The following is a 19308-nucleotide window of genomic DNA, read 5'->3' on the forward strand; positions in this document are numbered from 1 at the left end:
CCTCCTTAGAAGCCCACAACTCGGCTCCTGCGTATAGTCATTCGGCCATCTGCGATGGCATCGGCGCGAGCCTCGATAGCCAGAATTCCGGCGACGGTAAGGTCTATCTTCCTTCGGCTTCTGGGGCTGTCTTTCTGGATCAGCGTCCCTTGGGGGACTTCTCGGGTAACTGCGTTGAGGACGTGACGAGTCAGGCGGTAATCCCCATCGTGTCTGAGATCTCCAACCATGGCCGCAGTCCTAAAGCGCTCTGTTGCCTGAGTCATACGAAGAGGCTTGTTGGTCCAGAACTCGAAAACGGTGTCATCGCCGTGTTCCAAGGCCCAACGGCCAATGTTTTCCTGCCAATACGGGGGGTCGCAGTACATCCATGCAACTCGGTACTTCTTGAAGGTGTCGGCTACAGCCGCTTCAACTGAGAGCACGTCGACTTCCCAGTCATCGTGAGCGTTTTCAGGACGCTCCCAGACTCCAAGTACAAAGAGCTTGGCGTCACGCAATCTCGCTCCAACCAAGGCTGTCGCATCGCCTCGGATACTTCCATCGAATCCGCAGGCTATAAGGTCTCCGGCCTCGATCGGATCATCCTCTGAGAAGCAGGCATCCCATTCAGACTTGGACATCCAGCCGTCTGAAGACTCCGCAATTTGGTTCAGGTAGAACCTGCAATAGGTGCTGTCTGGGGTCGTACGGTCGTAGAGAATCGTCTGAGTCAGACCGTCAATATCTGCCCACGAGGCATCCCCGTAGGACTTCACGAGAGCCGCGCGAACCTTGGCCGCATTCCTCAAGTCCTCGACAGCTAGCGGGCCTTCAACACAGTCGTACAGCCAGAATCCTTGAGAAACCATCTCGGACTCATGGATCCTCTGGGCAACGCTGTCTTCGGTAGGGCTGTAAGCATTCGTAGTTGAGATCCAGCGGGATCCTGCAAGACGGGTCTTCTCAGAGTTCCTCTTGAGAACTTGATAGAAGTCCGGTCCGCCATTGCTGGCTACCCAGTGGTGAACCTCATCCATGACAATGAACGTTGGACGGTTACCTTCGTTGGTGCGCCCCGCGGTTGCCTTTGGCTTAATGCTTCCGGGCTTACCGCTCTTGAACTGGATGACGCTCTTGCCAATCTCTAGCCCGTACTCAGACTCGGCAGGAGACTCGGAGAGCATGCCCCGAATGAAGTCGATTGTCTGCTCGCACTGATCGAGCGCCGTAGCGCCGATCTGAACAACAGGAAGGGGCACCGGCTTTGCTACAGGAAGGCCGAAGGCGTCCCAATGGGAAAACCTACAAGGCCCGAGGAACTCAACGATTGCCAGGGCTGCCAACAAAGGCGTCTTGCCCCACCCTTTTGCCCTACGGAGAGTTGCAGCGGAGTACTTCCAACTGCCGTCGGGCTTGATGGCGTAGAGCCACAGGACGAAGCGGAGTTGCTCAGGTGTGAACTGCCAGGGCTCACCGGCCCTGTCGCCATCAGGGTGGACAATGTACTTCTGGCACCAACGAATGATCTGGTACCCGAGGGTCTCGGAAGGCTTGGGGACTTGAGAAGGGAGATTTCCGGTTTGACTCATCCCTGCCCTCCCCAAATAATCAACGGGGTATCGCCCTTGGCGAGATTGCAGGGAGAACAAGCCGGAACCACGTTGTCGACGCTGTGAGTACCCCCATGATTCATAGGGACTATGTGGTCAATGACTTCGGCTGGTTGGCAGCAGTAGGCGCACAATCCGCCATAGAGGGATATGAGTGCTTCCCATTGGACCTCTGTGAGATCGCCTCGTTGATAGAAGAGACGCCGCTTTTGAGTGGCCTTCAACTTTCGTGCGCGATACTCCGGATCTTCCGCATACCTGGCACGACTTCTAGCCCGTTCCTTCTCAAGGGCGGCCCGACGATACTCGGGGTCCTTCCTTCGTTCCGCTCGTCGTTCACGGTCAACCCGGTTGAAGCATTCGTGACAGAGAAGCCCGCGAGACTTACCACGTGATTCGTAGAGGTTGGGGGAGTTGCAGTGTTTACATACGCGCAAGCGGCAACACCCCCGTATTCAGTTACCGTTCAAAAGCTTGTACAGCTCCTCGTCCATGTCGACTGCCTGAGGAACTTCCTGGGCCTCCTGAGGGTCTTCCTCGGGGCTCTCCAGGGTCATACGAAGTCGCGCTCTGTCCTCAACAGTCGCGCCCCACTTGGCAACCCTCTGCCGGATCTCTCCGGCTAGCTTCAACTCGCCCTGATAGAGGGCGTCTACCAACTTGGTTGTCAGTTCCAGTTCCGCCCAGTCAGTCTCTGCCCATCCCTGGGTCTGAGGGGCGGTGCTCCAGGTCTTCCAGAAGCGGCGCGCACCGCCGGTCTTGATCCCGAGGGCCTTCGGCAGCTCACGGCCCTCCTGGGCCGCATCGGGAAGGGCCTGGGCGAAGGGGTGCGCGTTGCGGCGTACTGCGTTCTCCTTGGGTCGAGGCCCTCTGGTCACAGGCGGACCTCAGGGAGGGCCTGGCCCTCGTGCAGCTCGTCCCAATCCTCCAGCTCGAAGAGGGCTTCCTGTCGCCAAGTCCTCTGCTGAGCCGCCCTGGTGGGCGGGGCTGGGAGGGCCTCGTACTCCTCGGCCTGGTCCTGGTGCTCGTCCTGGTCCTGCTGCATGGGGGCATCACTCCTGCGAGAAGGCATGAGAAAGGCCCCCAAGGGCGGGGGCCTGAATGGCGGTCTGTTTGGCGGCTCGGCGCTTAGTCAGGCAGGGCTCACATTTACAGCCGCGTTTGCCATTGGCTCCTCCGCCATGTCCAGGGTCCCTGAACGCACTCGTCTTCTTCTGGTGGCAGCTCCGGCACAACACTTGGCACTTTGCTAATTCCAGCTCACGAGCTGCGGCCCTTCGCCCCCATATGCTTCGGGGGTTCATAGTCTTAGTAGACGGATCTATGTGGTCAACCTCTAGGGATTCGTTAGACCCGCATTCGGCGCAGGGCCCCTTGGACTCAATCCAATCTGCCCGCCGCTTTGCAACCCATGTTCTCTGGTATGCGCGTTTCCGTTCCCCGTAATAAGCCAAGAAGAACCACCTTCCTGATCGTCAGATACCGATGGGAAGGGAGGATTAGTTGGTGTTCGTGGCCTTCCACTCATCGTCGCACCGAACGAGCGTGTGAGTAGCCGACTTGCCTACACAGGCCCGGTAATAGACAAACACGCCTTCTGGCACTGCCGTGCCGTAGCTGTACTCACGCGTTGATCCGTTGCCCCCGTTATTCCAAAGATTGTCCTTGTACGAGACACCGCCTGAGAAATGGACCTGAGCCACGGCCGAAAGGCCGTCGGCCTTGGTGTCTCGAATCTTGATTACATCGCCGTCGGCGAGGAACCAGACAGAGGCACCAGTGACAGAACTCGTCGGCCCATTGGCCGCATTGGCGGGGGCAGCGGCAAAGGACAGGGTGCCCACAAGGGCAGCGGCAGCAATGGCAAAGCGGGAGTACTTGTTCAAAGGCATTCCTAAGGTCGGGTGTTGAGTCCTGTGTGTCCAGCCAGATTCGAACCGGCGTTTCCTCCTTGCGAGAGGCGTCCTGAGCCACTAGACGACGGACACCGCTCAGATTCTTGCCTTGGCCTAGGCAGCCTCTGAGCACTGGGGGAGCTACCCCCATGACTAAGCCGGTTGCTCAACGCTGTACCGGAAAGTGCGCACGGGAAGAGTTTTGTAAGGGAGTAGGACCGTGAATAACTCCCTGTGCCTCATCAAGGATTCGAACCAAGGACTTCCGCCGTATGAGAGCGGCGCTCTGACCTGACTGAGCTAATGAGGCTGGGCAGGCCCTCAAGGGGCCTGCTTGCTCGCTTCCCGCAAGGGAGGGATGTCTAATGGCCTGCTGAACTGCACGGCTCAGAGGCGTTCACAGGAGTAGAAGAGAACTGGGGCTTCTTCCTCTGGAGCAAGAATCCCACCGTCTCGCATCTTTGTGCAGGCCACCTTGTAGACCTCTGTGTAACGATCCTGTGCATTGGACCTTCTTGGGAAGGCCATAACGAAACTCGTCGTTGCTTGCCTGCGGCCATTGGAAAGAGTCATGACGAAGAAGTAGGTAGGCACAGAGGAAGGCTACGGCCGTTGCCTGTCCTTCAGGGTCTTTTCCTTGTGACAGGTCTTGCACAGGGTCTGTGCGTTCTCCAGCTCCCAGGTGCCGCCCTTGGCGATGGGGATGATGTGGTCTACCTCCAGCTCCTCTCTGGAGCCGCAGGCGGCACAGGCGTATCCATCACGGTTCAGGGCCTGGGGCCTGATCCTTCGTTGCCACACTGGGTGGCTGATCTTGTCTCGGTTCCTGGGACTCGTTCTTGCCCAGGGCCGTTCTGCCGGGGCGTGGATCCCACAGAGGCCCTGGCGGACAGTCCGCCCCACGCAGCCTGGGCGGTAGCAGATCGAGGCAGCTCTAGGCACAGAGTCACCTCCTGGTGGTCGAGGTGGCCCAGGCGGGTACTGGTCTGACGCCTGGGCCACTGTCCCCCTCTGGCCTCTCTACCCGGACACCCCCTAGGGGGGTCTACAGGGAGTCAACAGAGAGAAGTCAATAGTTTTAAGTAGTAATTTTTCTACTAGTTAAAAACAGGCATCCCTTCAGGGGGATGCCTTTAGCTACTAGAGAGTTAGTTTCTTCTAACTGTTCTCACTATGTATGTATGGGTCCTCCATGGCCCGTTGGGACACCTGAGGGTCGAAGTGTGATGCAGGTCACTTTGCCGGGTATGGGTGTCGCCCCCAGTTGCCCCCGCACCGTTGTGCCCGAGTTGCCTGAACATGTACGATCCCGCTGTCCAACGTGGGCATTCTGTGGCGGAGGGGCCGAGTGAGTTACGGAAAGTTGCCAGACAAACACCAACTGATCAAATGGCGTGTAGCCGGTCTCACGCATAAAGAGATTGCAGAAAAGTATGGGGTGAGCCGCCAGGCGGTGACTAACAAGCTGGACAAGGAAATGTCAATCCCGCTAGCCTCAGTCGATATTGCGGAGCTTTTGCCTTGGCCATTTGCGGAGGCACCCAAGAAGCGTGACTTTTTGAGACAACATGTCTATAAAGGTCTCCGGGGTCTTCTTGCCTACCGGAACGGTAGACCGACAACTAAAGAAGACTTTGCGGCACGTAGGACCCTGATTAATCATTTGCTATTGGGTGAAGTCGTCACATTCAGAATTGATGAAGGATTCTCCTACGTGCCCCGCAAAGACTCAACGGGCCTGGTTATCGCTTGGCCTGCGGATGAGGAAGGCCCGAGCCCGCAAGTGCAACGCTATTTGCGGTGGGATCCGGAGGAAGCGTCCGCGATCGTTAATCCGGACGGACCTTTGAGTTTCAAGGGTTGATGTGCCGTTCCTCGCTCTCCGCGAACCAAAGGCAAAGACCATGGATGGTCTCTAGACCTGTTTTCTCGTAGACTGGGGCCAACTGGCGATCTATGTACCGAGTTGATGTGTCAAGCCTCTTCGCTACCTCTGTTTTTCGCAGGTCCTTCGAGTAAAGGCGCAGTATGCGGCGAGAGTGTTCTGTCGTAATGGTGGTTCCCCGTTTGGCTTGAGCCTCCCCTATCCAACGCTCCGACCTTTCCCAGAGTCCACGAAAGTAGGTTTCGAGCCAGGCGACAAGGGCGGGGACCTGAATTTTTAGAGCGGGCCTTTCGGTGCCGTTCTCTTTACAGCTGTCCAGGATCCAGGCGGCGTTATCAATGATGTAGAGACGTTCTATCTGATCCTCGTGCGTCGTACGTGCTTGAAGCCCCCTTTTTGCTACCTCTTCCGCCCAGGCGATTAGATCGCCGTTCTGGCGGTGATTCCGGGTGTAGACTTCTTTCCACTCGGCTATGTTCTCGGCGTTTGCAAGGTCGTCAGGTAGACGTGCCTCCAGCTCCGATTTAACGCGGGGCAGTCGGCTGGGATGAACGGTAAGAACCCGGATGGTGGCTGAGGCTATCGCTCCTTGAAGGGATGTATTTGCTTCCCCCGTGTTTGCGAGATATTCCAAACCCTGTGAGTAAGATGCCTCGTCCTTAGCCAGTCGAACTAGGGCGTCATAGAGTTCCGGCAGCGTCTCCAGAGCTTCGGCCTGACGCCGAAGCTCTGCGCTGGTCTTACGCAAGCGTGTTCGTACGAGTGCGCCCGGGTCCTGGATGGTCCAAGGGGCCGTCCCTGGCGTTTGAAGAGCCACAGGATTGATTGCCCCATGTTCCACCAGGCTGGGGATCCCGGGGTGATCCCTGTCCGGATACCGGTAGGTGGCGATGAGTTCTAGAGCTTCCTTGGATGCCTCAGAAAGCCCAGATTCAGGGCTTGTGTCCCCATTTGACATGTTCTACCTCCCCGCCTCTTTGCGCACGGTCAAACGCGCGCGACATGACGCCTTGCATGGCTTAACTAGCTGGTACAGCCTACTGAGTGTGACGACATCAGGCCATGGATCCATGGCCTGATGTGCTGCATGGGGAGCCTGTGCCCTGTGTGCCCTGTGGGCCAACGCAACCTATCTGCTGAGCAGTTGGCATCCCACGGGCTGTTACGTGCAGTCTCGTTTGAAGGGATACAGAATGATCAAGGCATTGGCGCGGGTCGTTGGTGGCCTGCTGCTGGTAGCTGCTGGAGTTGGTGGGGTTGCGGGTACGGCCTCCGCTACGGAGGTCGCTACCCAGGGAGACATCAATTGGCGTACCAGTGATATCAACTGGAGTTTGCCGTCGGTCTCGGAGGCGGATCCTGCGGCTACCCTCCCGGCTGCGTCAGTCGGTGATATCAACTGGTAGAGAATATCGATTAGTTCCCCTGCCTGCTGGGGAGCAGGCAGGGGAATCCAAGTATGTCGGGCCTGGGGAGGCCCTATCGCTCTGGGGGGCGAAAATCTTGATTGAGGGTAGAAACAGTCATGCTCTGTCAGGGCTGGAAATCTCTAAAGTGGAAGAGTTGTATCGATCTGAAACGATGACTCTCCACAGAGGAATGACCAACTTGGGGCCGATCTGGTACCTCGTCGAATGTGACCTCATTCAAGATGAGGACATATTTGAAGTCAGAAGATTGGAGAGGGAACTGCCTGGCGGCTGGAGAGATTCAGTCATTGAGACGGACTTCTACGATCGAGCACACCCAGAGTTGCCGTGGTCGAGCTTCTTTTCAGTGCACGTAATCTACGCGGGAAGATGAGGCAATGAGCGCGCAGTATGAGCGGGTGGCTACTATGACAAGGTCCCCTAGCCAACTAGAGCAGTACATCAATAAGTGTCCTTGGCAATACTACCTGCAACGAGTGGAGGGGGTGGTTTCACGGCCTGCGGCGTGGTCGCACCAGGGGACAAGCTTCCATACGGCCTGTGAGGTGTACGAGGGGGCCAGCCGTGCTATGCACGTGGAGGACGTGCAAGAGGTCTTTCACGAGCAGTACACGGCTCTTGTGGACGCCTCGTTGGATCAGGAACCTGATACAGATAGGTGGATGACTGCCGGGCCCTCGGGGGCGGACGACATTGCCCAGCGTTACACGCTGGGCATGCAGCAGACTGCCGCCTACGTTGCGTGGGCGGAGAAAAATGAGCCTCAACTCTGGGAGTCACCAGGGGGGCAACGTGGTATCGAATTGCACTTGACAGCCGAGATATCAGGTATCAAGGTTCAAGGCTACGTGGATCAAGTGATTCAGGAGCCTGACGGATCCTTGCGTATTCGAGATCTCAAGACAGGGTCGACGAAGTCGAAGTTCCAATTGCAGACCTATGGAATCCTTGCTAGGAAGGTTCTGGGAGCGGAAGTGAATTCGGCAGACTGGTACCTGGCCAAATCTGGGGGACTTTCCCGTACGGTGAACCTCTCGGGAGTCACCGAAGGGGAGGTAGGGACAGCCTTCAGGGCCTTGGACGAAGGTGTGAAGGCGGGCAACTTTCCCGCCAAGCCGGGTTTTCACTGTCGCTTCTGTGATGTTTCCCATGCATGTGAGTATCGGCGGTAGCCATTTTTTTTGGTCTGAAAGTTGCCAAAACATGTAAAGATTGAGAATCTTAAGGAGTCGATCTGTTCAGCCTGTCTCAAGCAGTACGCATCAGAGGGTCGGTAGGTGAACCGATCCCAAGTCCCTTCACATCTCTATCGAAACTGGAAGTTGAGTTCAGGCGAGGCGAGTTCTCGCTAGTTGTAGCAGGTCCCGGAACTGGCAAAAGCATTATTGCGGCCAACCTGGCAACCTACGGCAATATTCCTGGACTCTATTTCTCGGCGGATTCAACAGCAGCTACACAGGTCAGTCGTGCAACGGCAATGATTACCGGCGAAGACTCCAAGGTGGTCAAGGCTGCTCTCCTCTCAGGAAACTTTGAGGAGTACGGAAAAGCTCTTGCGGAACGATGGTGGCTGCGCTTCAACTTTGCTTCCCGGCCTACGCCGGACGAGCTTGAACGAGACCTTCTGAGTTTCCTAGAGACATTTGGTTGCATGCCTCATTTGGTGTGTGTAGATAACGTCACCAACGTGGACACAGGAGGGGCCGGAGATGCAGACAGTTACTCATTCGGCCTGGAATCCCTGTGTGAATACCTTTCCGACATGGCCCGTCAGACTGGGGCTCACGTCATGGGAATGCACCACACTACGGGCGAATGGTCAGATGGTCTGAGCCCCATTCCTCTGAGTGGAGTGAAGGGCAAGATCGGGCGGGTTCCCTCCTTGATCCTGACCGTCCACAAAGAGATTGATGGCATGAACAGCCGGATACTTAATATCTCCCCGGTGAAGAACCGCGAGGGATTTGAGGACTCCTCTGGTAAGACATTTGCTAGCTATCGACTGAATCGCTCCAGCCTCCGCCTGGAGGAGCTGGAGGAACTGCCACTTGGCCTCGCGGCCTAATCCTGTGGGGGGATTGCAATGTCGGAAGAAAGCTTCAAGGGCGGGTTTACGGCTACTCGGGAATTTACTTCTTCGCTGGAGACGATGTTCCCCGGCCTCGATGTCTCGGAGGTATCGGATGAGGGCGTGGCCCTTGTGGTGACCGTTCTCAATCCGAAGTACTTCAGCCTGTCAGCCCTGTTCAAGGCCCTCATGGGGGCCGCAAAGGGAGGGATCAGTACGGCAGTGATCCACGTCAAGACTCGGGACCTGGTAGAGGTCCTTCCGATCCTGACTCTGTCGATGGCAGTCGAGCAAGAAGCCCATTTGAAGCGTGAGTTGCGGCTCGAAGCCACGCTCCGTGCGGCGGCCTGATGGCCGTACGCACGGGATACAGGCTCTGCATACGGTGCAGCAAGAACAGGGCCCTTCGCTTCTTCAGCGGCCCCAGGGGGCGCGTGTGCTCCACCTGTCGGACAGTTGCCCGGCGTCGAGCTGGGCGGGATGCGCGGATCTCGCGGACCTATGGCCTGACTGCAGAGGAGTACAGCCGCCTCCTGGAGCACCAGGAGGGTCGGTGCGCAATCTGTCAGGAGACCAGGCGCACCAATCTGGCGGTGGATCACTGTCACCGGACGGAGGCGATCAGGGGGCTGCTCTGTGCCCGCTGTAACTCGCAGCTCCTGGCGCGAGGAGCCAGGGACAGGCCGGAGGTTCTGCGTCGAGCTGCGGACTACCTAGAGGCATATCCGGCGTGGGAGGCCCTGGGGCCCCGGTATACCCCCGGCCATGGGCCGGATGTCTAAGCCACCCATAGCAACAGTCCTGAGGCACTACTACGGGGTCGAGGTCCAGGAGAGGGCAGGGCATCAGAGGATCTCTTGCCCTCTTCACCCGGACTCGTCTCCTAGCGCCAGTGTCAACACCTCTGCTCAGCGTTGGAGTTGCTTCGTCTGCCGACTGTCTGAGGACTCCTATGCCGTAATCATGAGAGAGGAGTCATGTGGGTTCACTGAGGCCCAAGAATTTGCACGTAAGCGGATCAGTGGAAGCTGCGATGGCGTACCACCAGATGATGCCGGGAAGCCCGGCAGAGGAGTACGTGAGGGCTCGGGGGCTAGGGCCCGTAGCCGAGTCATTCGGATTGGGATTCGTCGCTTCGGCTCTTCCTGGTCATGACCGGTACCGAGGCTATCTGTCGATCCCCTATCTCCGCCCTGCGGGTGGCGAACAGGGAGTTGCAACAGTCCGCTTCCGCTGTATCGCGGACAGGTGCGTCAAAGGCCCTGATGGGCAGTACCTGTTTCTGACTGGCGGTAAGGAAGTCCACGAGGGGCACGGAAAGTACCTGTCCCTCCCGGGGGACCCTCCTCGGATTCACAACACCTCCGCCCTGATTGCTGACAGCTCATTTGTGGTGGTTGTTGAGGGCGAATTTGATGACATGTCCTGGGCCATGGCGGGTGTACCGGCCGTAGGGATTCCAGGAACTGGCTCCTGGCGGGATTACTGGCATCCCCCATTTCTTGGCTATGAGGTGGTCTACCTGATAGCCGAAGGGGACCAAGCGGGGCAGGACTGCATGGAGGCGTTGGCCTCCGAAATGCCGAATGGGAAAGTGATCCGACTGCCCGACGTATACGACAGCAACCGCCTGTTGATAGAGCACGGGCCGCAGGCCCTGACGGAAAGGCTCGGGATTTGAGGTACAAGGAGGGTGATCAGGTATGGATCTCCCAAGACGGAGCCCTTCGGTTGGGAAAGGTGAGATCTGTGAATGAGGCCCCAACGGTTCCGTATCCATACGAGGTGACATGGGATACCGATGCCGGAAAGATCAAATATGCAACCCACGTGGCCGCAGAAGAGCTTAGCCCTGTTGAGTCCGATCCTGTGAACTCGCCGAGTCACTACACCAGCCACCCAAGTGGTGTGGAGTGCAAAGAGATCATCGGCCCGTTTACTACGTTTGTGGGGGCTGCGATCAAGTACCTGTGGCGTGCGGGTCTCAAGAGCCCTGATCCGATTGAAGACCTTCGTAAGGCCATGAAGTCCATTGAGATCGAGATCGAGCGACTTGAGAAGGAGGCAGCGTGAGCGCTCAAGAGGCAGAGGCCATGCAGGTTCTTCGGCAGGTTGTCCTGGAGAACCCGGATTACATATACAAGGTGCCCAGTCACTACGAAGTTTATGGGGATGGGACGGAAGATCTGGATGGAACGTGCTTTTACGTCCACAAGAACGAAAGCGGTGGGCTGGAAAGTCCCGGTTGTCTCGTAGGGCAAGTGGGCGCACGTATGGGGCTGTCGCTGGCAGATATGAGTAAGTACGAAGGACTCTCCGCACGCCAAATGCTGGGCAAGCTGCTGCCGAGTCTCTCCGAGGCCGTATTGCGCACTCTCGATCACGTGCAGGACAAGCAGGACAACGGTTTTACCTGGAAAGAGGCTTACGAGTTGACGGTAGGGGAGCTTGTGTGAGCGACAGACCTTGCCCGGCTTGTGGGAAAAGTTTGGCGGGCTCTCATATCAACAAGAAGTACTGCGACTCTAAGTGTCGTCAGAAGGGATATGCGGAAACGGCCCTTGCCCATGCTAGGCGTCGCCGCCAGGAGAACCCTGATTACGTTCGTGAGCTTGACCGCGCGAAGGACCTGCGACGCAATTTCGGTCTGACGCCCGAGAAGTACAAAGTAATGCTTGATGCGCAGAATGGTGGTTGTGCTATATGCGGCCGCGCGGCCGAAGAAGTAGGGGATCGTGTCAGTAGGAGGCTGGCGGTTGATCACTGCCATTCCTCGGGCAGGATCAGGGGCCTTTTATGCAGAGCCTGCAACGTGGCTATAGGTCAATTGCGAGATGATCCCGAGTTGATACGTCGTGCTGCTGCCTATGTGATGGAGAATGCTTGAAGCGAATATGTGTCATCAGTGACGTTCAGATTCCTTACCACAATGCAAAGCATCTTAAGAACTTGATCGACTTCATCGGGGATTTTGCCCCCGATGAGCTGTACCAAATCGGGGATCTCTGCGACTACCCGACTCCGTCTCGATGGAGCCAAGGCACTCGCCTTGAATATGAGCAGCATGTGAGGCGGGACTCAGAGACTACGAAGAGGGTGTTCCTGGAGCCGATTCGGAAGGTGTACAGCGGCCCCTTTGGAATCCTGGAGGGGAATCACGACCTTCGTCCTCGTACGTATCTGTCAGCGCAGGCCCCCGCTCTGGCCGAGTATGCAGATTCCTTCCATTTTCGTAAGTTGCTGGATTTTGATGGCTTTGGCGTAGATCTCACTCCACCCTTCTTCAAGGTGGGCCCGGATACCGCCCTGGTTCACGGTCATGAGATTAAGGGCCTGTCTCAGGAGGCCGGTAAAACGGCTCTGAGGCACGCGCTAAAGGCCGATGTAAATATCGTCATGGGCCACACCCACCGCCTTGGAGTTCAACGCGTAGGCACCGGATACCAAGGAGGTAGGCGAGGCATCCGATGGGGAATGGAAGTGGGGCATTTGATGTCCCCTGCAAAGGCGGGATATCTAGGCCCTGGAGGGGTCGCCAATTGGCAGCCTGGATTTTCCATCCTCTACATCTCTGACAAGCACGTTGCACCTGTTCCCGTCGACATTGCCCGAGATGGCTCATTCATTGTGGAAGGGGCTTTGTACGGAGGCCCCAGCAGGGGCCCCGACGGAAAGTTCGTAAGGGGAGTGAGCCTTTGACCGCTCTCGACTGGGCTGCCATGGCTCAGCTTGCCGACAAGGTGGCGAAGTCTATTGCTGCCAGTTGGCCCATCGTGGAGAAAGATGATGTGAAGCAGGAGATCTTGACTGCCTGCTATGAGGGCAGACAGGCACTCGAACCTCACGCTGATAATGGGGGTCTTCTCTGGGGTTTCTGCAAGACCGCTGGTGTGCGGTATGCATCCCGTGAGAGAGATGCTCGGGATGTTGAAGATGAGCGGTACTACTACACACCCTCTGAGGCCCGTATAGCTCTGGGCTCCTTTATTTACTCCGATGAGGAGATGGGGCAGTTGTTGGGGCGTAAGGACGATCTCTTGGGATGCCGGGTGACCGACAATTTGATGTCGGCTCGTATGGATGCGAGTAAGGCCCTTGAACGGCTTCCTGAGGAACAGCGAGCGCGAATCATGAGCCGGTATGTCATGGGTATTCCCTGTGGAAGTGATACCGAGCGTAAGGCGGCAAATCGGGCCGTTGACATGTTGGCTAGGCAGATGAACCGAGACCTGAGGAGCTAACAAGTTTGACTACTCCTTTTAGTGGGGCGTCCCCGTGGGGCGAGCCCAGTACTCCGACGAAAGAAGGCGACTTGACCAACATTTCTGAGAACACTGCTAACCCTTTTGAAGCTAGCAACACCATTAAGTTCGGTCCCGGTTTTGACGCCCCTTGGCTCGTTCTTCGGTCCTCTGGCACGACTCCGGATGAGGCAGCTAAGAACAATGCGGCAGTACTCCGCGCTTTTGTAGACAACGGAGTTCCGGAGTTGCTGAGTCAGGCAGCAACTAAGGCGCAGAGCGTCTACGGGCCTCCGGCCTCTGGTTCGGGCCCCAAGGAGTTCAAGGGCGGCCGAGTTGTGGCTAAGGAGCCTGCGGGCGACGGGGACAACTGTCCTCACGGTCGGACTCTCCGAGAGGGACAGGGGAAGAACGGCCCTTGGGCAGCCCTCTTCTGCAACGCGCCTAAGGGAAGCAATTGCGACCCCCTCTGGCGTCAGAAGGACGGCAGCTTTAAGGGCTAGTCATTAACAGGCGAGGGGTCGGGTAGTCGGCCCGACCCCTCGCACATCACCGAAGGGATTCAAGTGAAGTCGCTAGCTGAGCTGTGGGCCGGAATGGTTCTGGGCTTTGGATTTGGTATTGGCCTAGCACTCTTTGCCTCGGGGATTGACTTTGTCCGCTAGACCCTGATGGGAGGGTTGTGCGAGAGATCCTGTACCGGCTGCGTGGGCAGCCAATTCGTATCAACGTGGTCGAGTGCCCCGATGACCTGAAAGCCTTCGAGGATTTCGTACGACGCTTCCCGGTGTTGGGGTTCGACACAGAGACCACGGGCCTTGATTATTGGAATGCCAGGGGTGACAGGGGCTTCCGTCTTCGCCTGGCACAGTTCGGCACGGGGGCCGAGTCCTACGTCATCCCCGTGGAGCTAGGCCCTGAGTACGGGGCCGCAGTGGTAAGGGCTCTCAGGGCCGCTGAGAGCCTGATAGCTCAGAACGCTACTTATGACCTTCACGTCGTGGAGGAGTGTCTAGGCATTCCTATGGAGGATCTGGCTCCCAAGACATGGGATACAAAGCTATTGGCCCACCTCGTCGATCCGAGGGCTACCCGAGAGGGTGGCCCTGGGCTCAGCTTGGAAGACCTCGTCAGATTCTACATAGACCCTGTTGCAGCCGACGAAGTAAAAGGCTCTGCAAGGGAATTGGCTCAGGAGTACAAGACCACTAAGGCGGAGATATGGAAGGTGGTCAGTCTCCAGGACCCGAAATATTTGCTGTACGCAGGTATGGATCCCGTGTGGGCCTATCGGCTCTGGCAGATTCTCTATCGGCTGGTGCCTGCTAGGTCTAAGGCATCTGGCCTCATTGGCTGGGAGCACCGACTAGCCCATGTCTGTGCCAAGTTGGAGCGGACTGGCTATCTCCTCGATGTCGAGTACGCGGAAAGGTGCTGTGCTGAGCTGACAGCACAGCAGGAGGAGGCTGCTTATACAGCCCTCTCTTACGGCGTAAGCAAGGTCGGCAGCACAGATCAGCTTGTGGAGGCTTTCACCCGACTCGGGTACGGGTACAGGCTGGGTAAGAAGACGGCTAAGGGCAATGTCTCCGTCGATGATTCTGTGTTGCAGTCTATTGACCACCCTCTAGCGCAGGCTGTTATTGATGCGAAGCGAGCTGGGAAGTTTCGTAAGACCTGGTTCGAGAATGCTCTGAATGGGCGGGACTCCCTTGACAGGGTGCACGCTTCGCTGAATTCATTGGCTGCCAGAACAGCCCGCATGACAATTACGGGAAGTGTTCCGGCACAGACATTCCCTGCTGGCTCAGGATTTGTTAGAGGGATGTTCCTCGCAGAAGAGGGGCATGTGACGGCAAGTATTGACTATTCCGCCCAAGAATTGAGAGTAGCAGCGGCTCTCTCCCGAGACTCACGCATGATTGCAGCATTCCGTAATGCTGAGGATCTGCATCAACTGACTGCCGATGCGGCGGGAGTGTCGAGGAAGGTTGGCAAGATGGCCAACTTCCTTACCTGCTATGGAGGAGGGCCTAAGGCGCTTGCGCAACAGGCGAGTATCCCGCTTGAAGACGCGAAGCGGGTAATTGCAGGATTCAACTCGACCTTCCCAGGTGTTCCCAAGCGGGCAGAACAAGAAGCGGATTTTGCTCGGAGAGAGGGCTACATCTGGAGTGCGACAGGGCGAAGGATTCCCGTAGACCGTGGGCGCGAATATGCGGCCATCAACTACCTGATCCAGTCCTCTGCGAGGGATGTTACTGCTAGGGCCCTGCTGGAGCTAGACAAGGCAGGCTTTACGTCCTTTGTTCGGCTCCCAATCCACGATGAAGCGGTCTTCAGCTTCCCCGAGAAAGAGGCTCCGGAGATGGCTCGTGAAGCGGGCAAGATCATGGAAATGGAGCTTCCTGGTGTGCGTATTACAACTGATATCAAGGTGGGGGGTCGCTCGTGGGGGAGCCTGTATCTGGCAGCGTAATTTGGTTGCCTGTGCCGGGTACGGATGGAATGTACGAGGTAAGCAACAGGGGTCAAGTGCGTTCTTGGTGCTTGCGCGGATCGAAAACGGGCTCTCGGGCAAACATCGCCAGGATTCTCCGCCCGTGTAAAACTGGCCCGAACCGAGACTACCTTGCCGTAAATATTTTCGGCCGGAATACCAAGATTCACCGGTTGGTTTTGGAAGTGTTTTCCGGTTCCAGTCCCAGGCAAAACTTCCACGCTCGGCATTTGGACGGCAACTCTCTTAATAATCATGCCTCGAATCTGGCGTGGGGCTCTCCTGCTCAGAACTCAGATGACAAGTTCATTGTGGGGACCCACCCCTCTCAGCGTCACCCCACTGCAAAGATATCGAGAGAGGATGCGCAATCTATTCGCCACCTGTATGAACGAGGCGGCTTGTCGCAGAAAGAGATAGGAGCGAGGTTTGGGATTAAGCAACCTCAAGTAAGCAATATCGTTTGCGGTAGGCGCTGGGCAGAGGAGAGTAAGCATTGACCGAGACTGAGAAGGAGTTCCCTGAGGGGGGCTACCAGAACATTGAGCTTTTCCTAGAGGAGCTGTCAGCGCTGAGTCTTAAGTACGGACTGATTATGGAACCTGGGCGGGACCAAGATGATGTGCCGTGGGTCGAGATCAGTCACATTGACGATTCGACCAAGGGGGGTACGGATCTGGGATGGATCCGGAGCAAGGGAAAGTATGGGGTGTGGAGTGGTTAACTCCACTGAGCGCAAGGAACGGCGGGAAAAGGTCCGAGTGTTTCTCTCTGATCTGACAGCGCTGAGTAAGAAGCACGGCATGTACGTCAATCTCAAAGACGTGTGCTGCTGCGGTGAACTTGAAGTAATTCCCTTTGGCGGGGATACGTGCGGGGCGCAGGATCTTGAGTGGGATTTCGACCTTACCGAGTACACGGGGTTTATCTATGGATGACGAAGCATTTGATGCCCTGATCGGGGACATTGCTGACAGGCTCCAAGCCGAGCAGATCCAGAAGCAAGCGGCCCTCTACTCCCTAGCTGCTGCGTGCACTGCCTTTGTCTGGAGGCAGGCTACGACTGAGGGACTCCCTCCAGAACTGGCAAAGGATATGGCTTCTGACTTCTGGGCCGCTGTAATGCAGATTCCCTACACCATCGTTAAGGGGGATGAAGACTGATGGCACGCCGGATGGTCAATGATGATGCTGAGATCTACAGGGTTCTCATTCTGCGGAAGAAGTGGGAGCGGAACCCTGACTACGACTGGCGTAGTGAGGAACTGCGGAAGAACCCGCCCTACTTGTACTCCGAGACAGAGCGAGTATCTGAGTTCTGGGGACCGTACAACTCTCTAAGCGCTGCCAAGGGGCAGCGTACGAGTTACATGCTTAATGGCGTGGGGGAGCTGCGAGAGGGGGTCATCAGCGCGTCTATTCAGAAGGCCCAGATCGTGTGGGAAGAAGCCGAGGAAGGGGGTAGCTAGTGCCTACCAAGATGGAAGCCCGCTGTGACGGGTTCCGGAGGATGCTTCAGGCAGAGGTTTTCGCCTCAATCGTTCCCGGACGCTCTCCTGAGCTGAGGTATCACGAGTCTGTCTACGGGGCTCAAGCGGCAGTGGGCTGGGAACTGCCCCCACTCGTCTCCTGGGCCCGTGAGGAGACCATTTACAGGGGTGTCAGGGGTGGAGAGGTCTACTGGCGCTCTGGAGATGAATGGTCACTCCTCTACAGGGTCGAGGAGGGCAGCCATGCCCTCGACCTCCCTTGGCTGGAGGAAAACCAGTAATGGCGCAGATGAGATCTATGGGCGTTGAAGTCCGGTTGGGCCTTGATGAGTTGCTCCTCATCCGTAGGGCTCTGGCGAACCTCCTGGATGTCTGCGATGACGCAGATGACAGGGCCATTGAGAAGCTCATATCTGACCTGAGGGGGTCTGCTGGTGGAGTCAGTTGATTTGAGCGCTATCCCTGACATTGATTTGCACACTTTGTATGACGCTGTTTGTGAGCGCGTGGATTACGCGCATCACTACCCCGGTGACTTTGTGGATGCTGAGGCCATCTCGCTGGGGGCCTGCTTCGAGGCCCTGAGCCGCGAGGCGAAGCGGCGGCGGCTGTGGTGAATAGCCGGAGGTCAATTTGAGTAAAGAAGAGTGGTTGAAGGAGTGGTTGGAGCGACTTCCCGCACGTGACGAAGAGTGGGTAAGGGGGGTCCTGGAAATTTATTCCCTGAATGCGGATATTGGAATTCCTGGTGATTGACAACTAGATGAGCCCCGCCGATGGCGGGGCTCATCCCTTTTTGCTACTTAGGCAGAGGCTCAAGGCGACTAGGATCGAATCTCTTTCCCTTGCCTGCCGGGTGTACGAGAATTGCTGAGAGTGAGTGTCGGATGGCGCGACGCCTTTGTTCTAGCGTGAGAGCTTTCCATGATCCGCGAAGGTTGACTGACTTGGCTTCAAGCTCGGCGGTGTTGGCGTTAAAGACTGCCCTCTCATGACGAAGGGTGTCCAAGTCTTTTTCCAGTGTTTCGACCATGAAGATAAAAGTAGAGTTTGACACCTCCTTCGCCTTCCATTGTGCCCGCAACGCCGCAATTGCAGTTTCGGTATCTTCTAGCTCCTTGGCCCGAGCCCATGCAGTCGGCTCCAGCTTTAGGGATCCGGTGGCCCTTTCCCCATCGACCCAAACCAAATCACGTACCAATTCGTCTGTCTGCTCTCCAACAACGCTGACTTTCCCGCAAGCGCCTGGCTGGTTGGCAACGCAGGTATACGCGTGCTTGCCATCCTTCCGGCGTTGCCCCCTCATCTTGTGCCCGCAAATTCCACAGCGCGCGATTCCGGATAGAAGGTACTTGGTGCTTCGATCGGCTCCCGGAACTTTGCGACTTTGGAATACTGCCCCTATTGCCTCCCATTCCTCGATAGTGCAGACGGGTTCCCAAACCCCTTTTACGAAGGACCCATCTTCGTTTAGGAACACTTCCCCTTGGTGTACTCGGAGCCCGCAATTCCTTGGGCGAAGGAGGAGTCGGCTGAAGTTTGTTTGATTGAAGGGCTTACCGGTAGTCCTGCTTACGATGCCTGCGGCTTCCCATTCGCGGGCGATGGTAGCTACTCGCTTTCCCGCTATGAAGTCTTCGATTGCCTTCCGCAGAGGCTTGGCCTCTTTGTCCCACAGTTTTGACTTATTATCGGGGTCCCAGCCGAACGGGGCTGGTCCGCCGGATTCTTCTCCAAGTTTCGCTTTGTCAAGCTGGTGCCGCTTTATGCGCCTAGACGTATCGGAGGAAGCTTTGTTTGCAATGTTCACGAAGAGCCTGGCCATAAAGCGGCCTTCGGAAGTGGTCAAGTCGTAACTTTGAGTGCAGGTGTCAAATACTAGACGCCTTTTTGAGGTCTCATAGATATCGATGATGCGTTCAAGGTCTTTGGGCTGCCTAACCAATCGGTCAAGATCGAGTGCCACGATGCCATCAATGACTCCACTCTTAAGATCCTTGACCATCTCCTCAAAGGCGGGGCGTTTGACATTGCGTTTATAGGCGCTGAGATCGTTGTCTTCGTAGGGAACTACGTTCCATCCGTTGGAGGTTGCCAGGTCGTCAACGTCCTCGCCCTGCGTACGGACTCCATCCCCTGTGTTCAGGTCGTCGTCGCTGATGCGGCGGTACCCGCCTACCCGTGCCATCAACTCCCCCTCGCGTCTG

26 protein-coding genes and 2 tRNA genes are annotated in these 19308 nt (G+C 56.8%); 18 read left to right on the plus strand and 10 right to left on the minus strand.

The annotated features are described in order from the left end of the window. Positions 1–5: 5 nt before the first annotated feature. The 8 genes from OG897_RS08525 to OG897_RS40970 all read right to left on the minus strand — a co-directional run bounded on the left by OG897_RS08525 (position 6) and on the right by OG897_RS40970 (position 4489). Positions 6–1571, minus strand: coding sequence for a terminase large subunit (locus tag OG897_RS08525; protein ID WP_266654414.1), 1566 nt, complete (start codon positions 1569–1571; stop codon positions 6–8). Beyond that, positions 1568–2029, minus strand: a complete 462-nt coding sequence (locus OG897_RS40965; protein WP_353963743.1) for an HNH endonuclease — start codon at positions 2027–2029, stop codon at positions 1568–1570. Before OG897_RS40965 ends, OG897_RS08525 begins: the two co-directional genes overlap by 4 nt. A gap of 18 nt (positions 2030–2047) precedes the next feature. Beyond that, positions 2048–2470, minus strand: a complete 423-nt coding sequence (locus OG897_RS08530; protein ID WP_266654416.1) for a hypothetical protein — start codon at positions 2468–2470, stop codon at positions 2048–2050. Continuing rightward, the gene (locus tag OG897_RS08535; protein WP_266654418.1) at positions 2467–2637 is read right to left on the minus strand and encodes a hypothetical protein; all 171 of its coding nucleotides are present in this window, start codon (positions 2635–2637) and stop codon (positions 2467–2469) included. The genes OG897_RS08530 and OG897_RS08535 overlap by 4 nt, the downstream gene beginning before the upstream one ends. 454 nt (positions 2638–3091) lie before the next feature. Beyond that, entirely contained in the window at positions 3092–3478 is a 387-nt protein-coding gene (locus OG897_RS08540; protein ID WP_266654420.1) for a hypothetical protein, read from the minus strand. 31 nt (positions 3479–3509) lie between these two features. After that, positions 3510–3580 (minus strand) — tRNA-Cys (locus OG897_RS08545). A 142-nt stretch (positions 3581–3722) separates the two neighbouring features. After that, positions 3723–3797 (minus strand) — tRNA-Met (locus OG897_RS08550). A 293-nt stretch (positions 3798–4090) separates the two neighbouring features. Further along, positions 4091–4489 carry an HNH endonuclease signature motif containing protein gene (locus tag OG897_RS40970; RefSeq protein ID WP_353963744.1) on the minus strand — a complete coding sequence of 133 codons (399 nt, stop codon included), beginning with the start codon at positions 4487–4489 and terminating at the stop codon, positions 4091–4093. Between the two features lie 346 nt (positions 4490–4835). Between OG897_RS40970 and OG897_RS08555 the strand changes: the two genes are divergently transcribed. Next, entirely contained in the window at positions 4836–5351 is a 516-nt protein-coding gene (locus OG897_RS08555; RefSeq protein WP_266654422.1) for a hypothetical protein, read from the plus strand. Here the strand turns inward: OG897_RS08555 and OG897_RS08560 are convergent. Continuing rightward, positions 5341–6330, minus strand: coding sequence for a hypothetical protein (locus OG897_RS08560; RefSeq protein ID WP_266654424.1), 990 nt, complete (start codon positions 6328–6330; stop codon positions 5341–5343). The two genes, OG897_RS08555 and OG897_RS08560, sit on opposite strands and share 11 nt — an antisense overlap. An 879-nt stretch (positions 6331–7209) precedes the next feature. On the opposite strand from OG897_RS08560, the gene OG897_RS08565 reads away from it, so the two are divergent. The 17 genes from OG897_RS08565 to OG897_RS08630 all read left to right on the plus strand — a co-directional run bounded on the left by OG897_RS08565 (position 7210) and on the right by OG897_RS08630 (position 17382). Continuing rightward, complete coding sequence (locus OG897_RS08565; RefSeq protein ID WP_266656676.1) at positions 7210–7974, plus strand: PD-(D/E)XK nuclease family protein; 765 nt, start codon at positions 7210–7212, stop codon at positions 7972–7974. A gap of 113 nt (positions 7975–8087) precedes the next feature. Further along, entirely contained in the window at positions 8088–8867 is a 780-nt protein-coding gene (locus tag OG897_RS08570) for an AAA family ATPase (RefSeq protein ID WP_266656678.1), read from the plus strand. Positions 8868–8885: 18 nt separating this feature from the next. Further along, a complete protein-coding gene (locus OG897_RS08575; RefSeq protein ID WP_266654426.1) occupies positions 8886–9221 on the plus strand; it encodes a hypothetical protein in 336 nt (111 codons plus the stop codon). Continuing rightward, the gene (locus tag OG897_RS08580; RefSeq protein WP_266654428.1) at positions 9221–9652 is read left to right on the plus strand and encodes an endonuclease VII domain-containing protein; all 432 of its coding nucleotides are present in this window, start codon (positions 9221–9223) and stop codon (positions 9650–9652) included. The genes OG897_RS08575 and OG897_RS08580 overlap by 1 nt, the downstream gene beginning before the upstream one ends. Further along, on the plus strand, positions 9645–10025 hold the full coding sequence (locus OG897_RS40975; RefSeq protein WP_353963745.1) for a CHC2 zinc finger domain-containing protein: 381 nt from the start codon (positions 9645–9647) through the stop codon (positions 10023–10025). Before OG897_RS08580 ends, OG897_RS40975 begins: the two co-directional genes overlap by 8 nt. Next, the gene (locus OG897_RS08585) at positions 9922–10551 is read left to right on the plus strand and encodes a topoisomerase (RefSeq protein ID WP_353963752.1); all 630 of its coding nucleotides are present in this window, start codon (positions 9922–9924) and stop codon (positions 10549–10551) included. Before OG897_RS40975 ends, OG897_RS08585 begins: the two co-directional genes overlap by 104 nt. 68 nt (positions 10552–10619) lie before the next feature. After that, positions 10620–10943, plus strand: a complete 324-nt coding sequence (locus OG897_RS08590) for a DUF3310 domain-containing protein (RefSeq protein WP_266654432.1) — start codon at positions 10620–10622, stop codon at positions 10941–10943. Then, positions 10940–11326, plus strand: coding sequence for a hypothetical protein (locus tag OG897_RS08595; RefSeq protein ID WP_266654434.1), 387 nt, complete (start codon positions 10940–10942; stop codon positions 11324–11326). Before OG897_RS08590 ends, OG897_RS08595 begins: the two co-directional genes overlap by 4 nt. Further along, positions 11323–11757 (plus strand): endonuclease VII domain-containing protein, encoded by a 435-nt coding sequence (locus OG897_RS40980; RefSeq protein ID WP_353963746.1) that lies wholly within the window; start codon positions 11323–11325, stop codon positions 11755–11757. The genes OG897_RS08595 and OG897_RS40980 overlap by 4 nt, the downstream gene beginning before the upstream one ends. Further along, complete coding sequence (locus tag OG897_RS08600) at positions 11754–12569, plus strand: metallophosphoesterase (protein WP_266654436.1); 816 nt, start codon at positions 11754–11756, stop codon at positions 12567–12569. Before OG897_RS40980 ends, OG897_RS08600 begins: the two co-directional genes overlap by 4 nt. Further along, positions 12566–13111: a hypothetical protein gene (locus OG897_RS08605; protein ID WP_266654438.1), complete on the plus strand. Its 546-nt coding sequence runs from the start codon at positions 12566–12568 to the stop codon at positions 13109–13111. Before OG897_RS08600 ends, OG897_RS08605 begins: the two co-directional genes overlap by 4 nt. Before the next feature lie 682 nt (positions 13112–13793). Further along, positions 13794–15590, plus strand: a complete 1797-nt coding sequence (locus OG897_RS08610) for a DNA polymerase (protein ID WP_266654440.1) — start codon at positions 13794–13796, stop codon at positions 15588–15590. After that, the gene (locus OG897_RS40985; protein WP_353963747.1) at positions 15563–16111 is read left to right on the plus strand and encodes an HNH endonuclease; all 549 of its coding nucleotides are present in this window, start codon (positions 15563–15565) and stop codon (positions 16109–16111) included. Before OG897_RS08610 ends, OG897_RS40985 begins: the two co-directional genes overlap by 28 nt. A gap of 216 nt (positions 16112–16327) precedes the next feature. Further along, positions 16328–16549, plus strand: a complete 222-nt coding sequence (locus tag OG897_RS08615) for a hypothetical protein (protein ID WP_266654442.1) — start codon at positions 16328–16330, stop codon at positions 16547–16549. Continuing rightward, complete coding sequence (locus tag OG897_RS08620; RefSeq protein ID WP_266654444.1) at positions 16542–16775, plus strand: hypothetical protein; 234 nt, start codon at positions 16542–16544, stop codon at positions 16773–16775. The genes OG897_RS08615 and OG897_RS08620 overlap by 8 nt, the downstream gene beginning before the upstream one ends. Continuing rightward, entirely contained in the window at positions 16775–17080 is a 306-nt protein-coding gene (locus OG897_RS08625; RefSeq protein ID WP_266654446.1) for a hypothetical protein, read from the plus strand. The genes OG897_RS08620 and OG897_RS08625 overlap by 1 nt, the downstream gene beginning before the upstream one ends. Continuing rightward, entirely contained in the window at positions 17080–17382 is a 303-nt protein-coding gene (locus OG897_RS08630) for a hypothetical protein (protein WP_266654448.1), read from the plus strand. The genes OG897_RS08625 and OG897_RS08630 overlap by 1 nt, the downstream gene beginning before the upstream one ends. Before the next feature lie 518 nt (positions 17383–17900). Here OG897_RS08630 and OG897_RS08635 read toward each other — a convergent pair. Then, positions 17901–19289 carry a recombinase family protein gene (locus tag OG897_RS08635; protein ID WP_266654450.1) on the minus strand — a complete coding sequence of 463 codons (1389 nt, stop codon included), beginning with the start codon at positions 19287–19289 and terminating at the stop codon, positions 17901–17903. Between the last annotated feature and the right edge of the window lie 19 nt (positions 19290–19308).

The sequence above is a fragment of the Streptomyces sp. NBC_00237 genome (assembly GCF_026342435.1).
In the GTDB taxonomy this organism is placed as follows: domain Bacteria; phylum Actinomycetota; class Actinomycetes; order Streptomycetales; family Streptomycetaceae; genus Streptomyces.

What these genes read in the sequence shown, in the direction of transcription:
- OG897_RS08525 (WP_266654414.1), bottom strand. Translation starts at nt 1,571, where the DNA reads ATGAGTCAAACCGGAAATCTCCCTTCTCAAGTCCCCAAGCCTTCCGAG.
- OG897_RS08535 (WP_266654418.1), bottom strand. Translation starts at nt 2,637, where the DNA reads ATGCAGCAGGACCAGGACGAGCACCAGGACCAGGCCGAGGAGTACGAG.
- OG897_RS08560 (WP_266654424.1), bottom strand. Translation starts at nt 6,330, where the DNA reads ATGTCAAATGGGGACACAAGCCCTGAATCTGGGCTTTCTGAGGCATCC.
- OG897_RS08565 (WP_266656676.1), top strand. Translation starts at nt 7,210, where the DNA reads ATGACAAGGTCCCCTAGCCAACTAGAGCAGTACATCAATAAGTGTCCT.
- OG897_RS08575 (WP_266654426.1), top strand. Translation starts at nt 8,886, where the DNA reads ATGTCGGAAGAAAGCTTCAAGGGCGGGTTTACGGCTACTCGGGAATTT.
- OG897_RS08580 (WP_266654428.1), top strand. Translation starts at nt 9,221, where the DNA reads ATGGCCGTACGCACGGGATACAGGCTCTGCATACGGTGCAGCAAGAAC.
- OG897_RS40975 (WP_353963745.1), top strand. Translation starts at nt 9,645, where the DNA reads ATGTCTAAGCCACCCATAGCAACAGTCCTGAGGCACTACTACGGGGTC.
- OG897_RS08585 (WP_353963752.1), top strand. Translation starts at nt 9,922, where the DNA reads ATGCCGGGAAGCCCGGCAGAGGAGTACGTGAGGGCTCGGGGGCTAGGG.
- OG897_RS08620 (WP_266654444.1), top strand. Translation starts at nt 16,542, where the DNA reads ATGGATGACGAAGCATTTGATGCCCTGATCGGGGACATTGCTGACAGG.
- OG897_RS08625 (WP_266654446.1), top strand. Translation starts at nt 16,775, where the DNA reads ATGGCACGCCGGATGGTCAATGATGATGCTGAGATCTACAGGGTTCTC.
- OG897_RS08635 (WP_266654450.1), bottom strand. Translation starts at nt 19,289, where the DNA reads ATGGCACGGGTAGGCGGGTACCGCCGCATCAGCGACGACGACCTGAAC.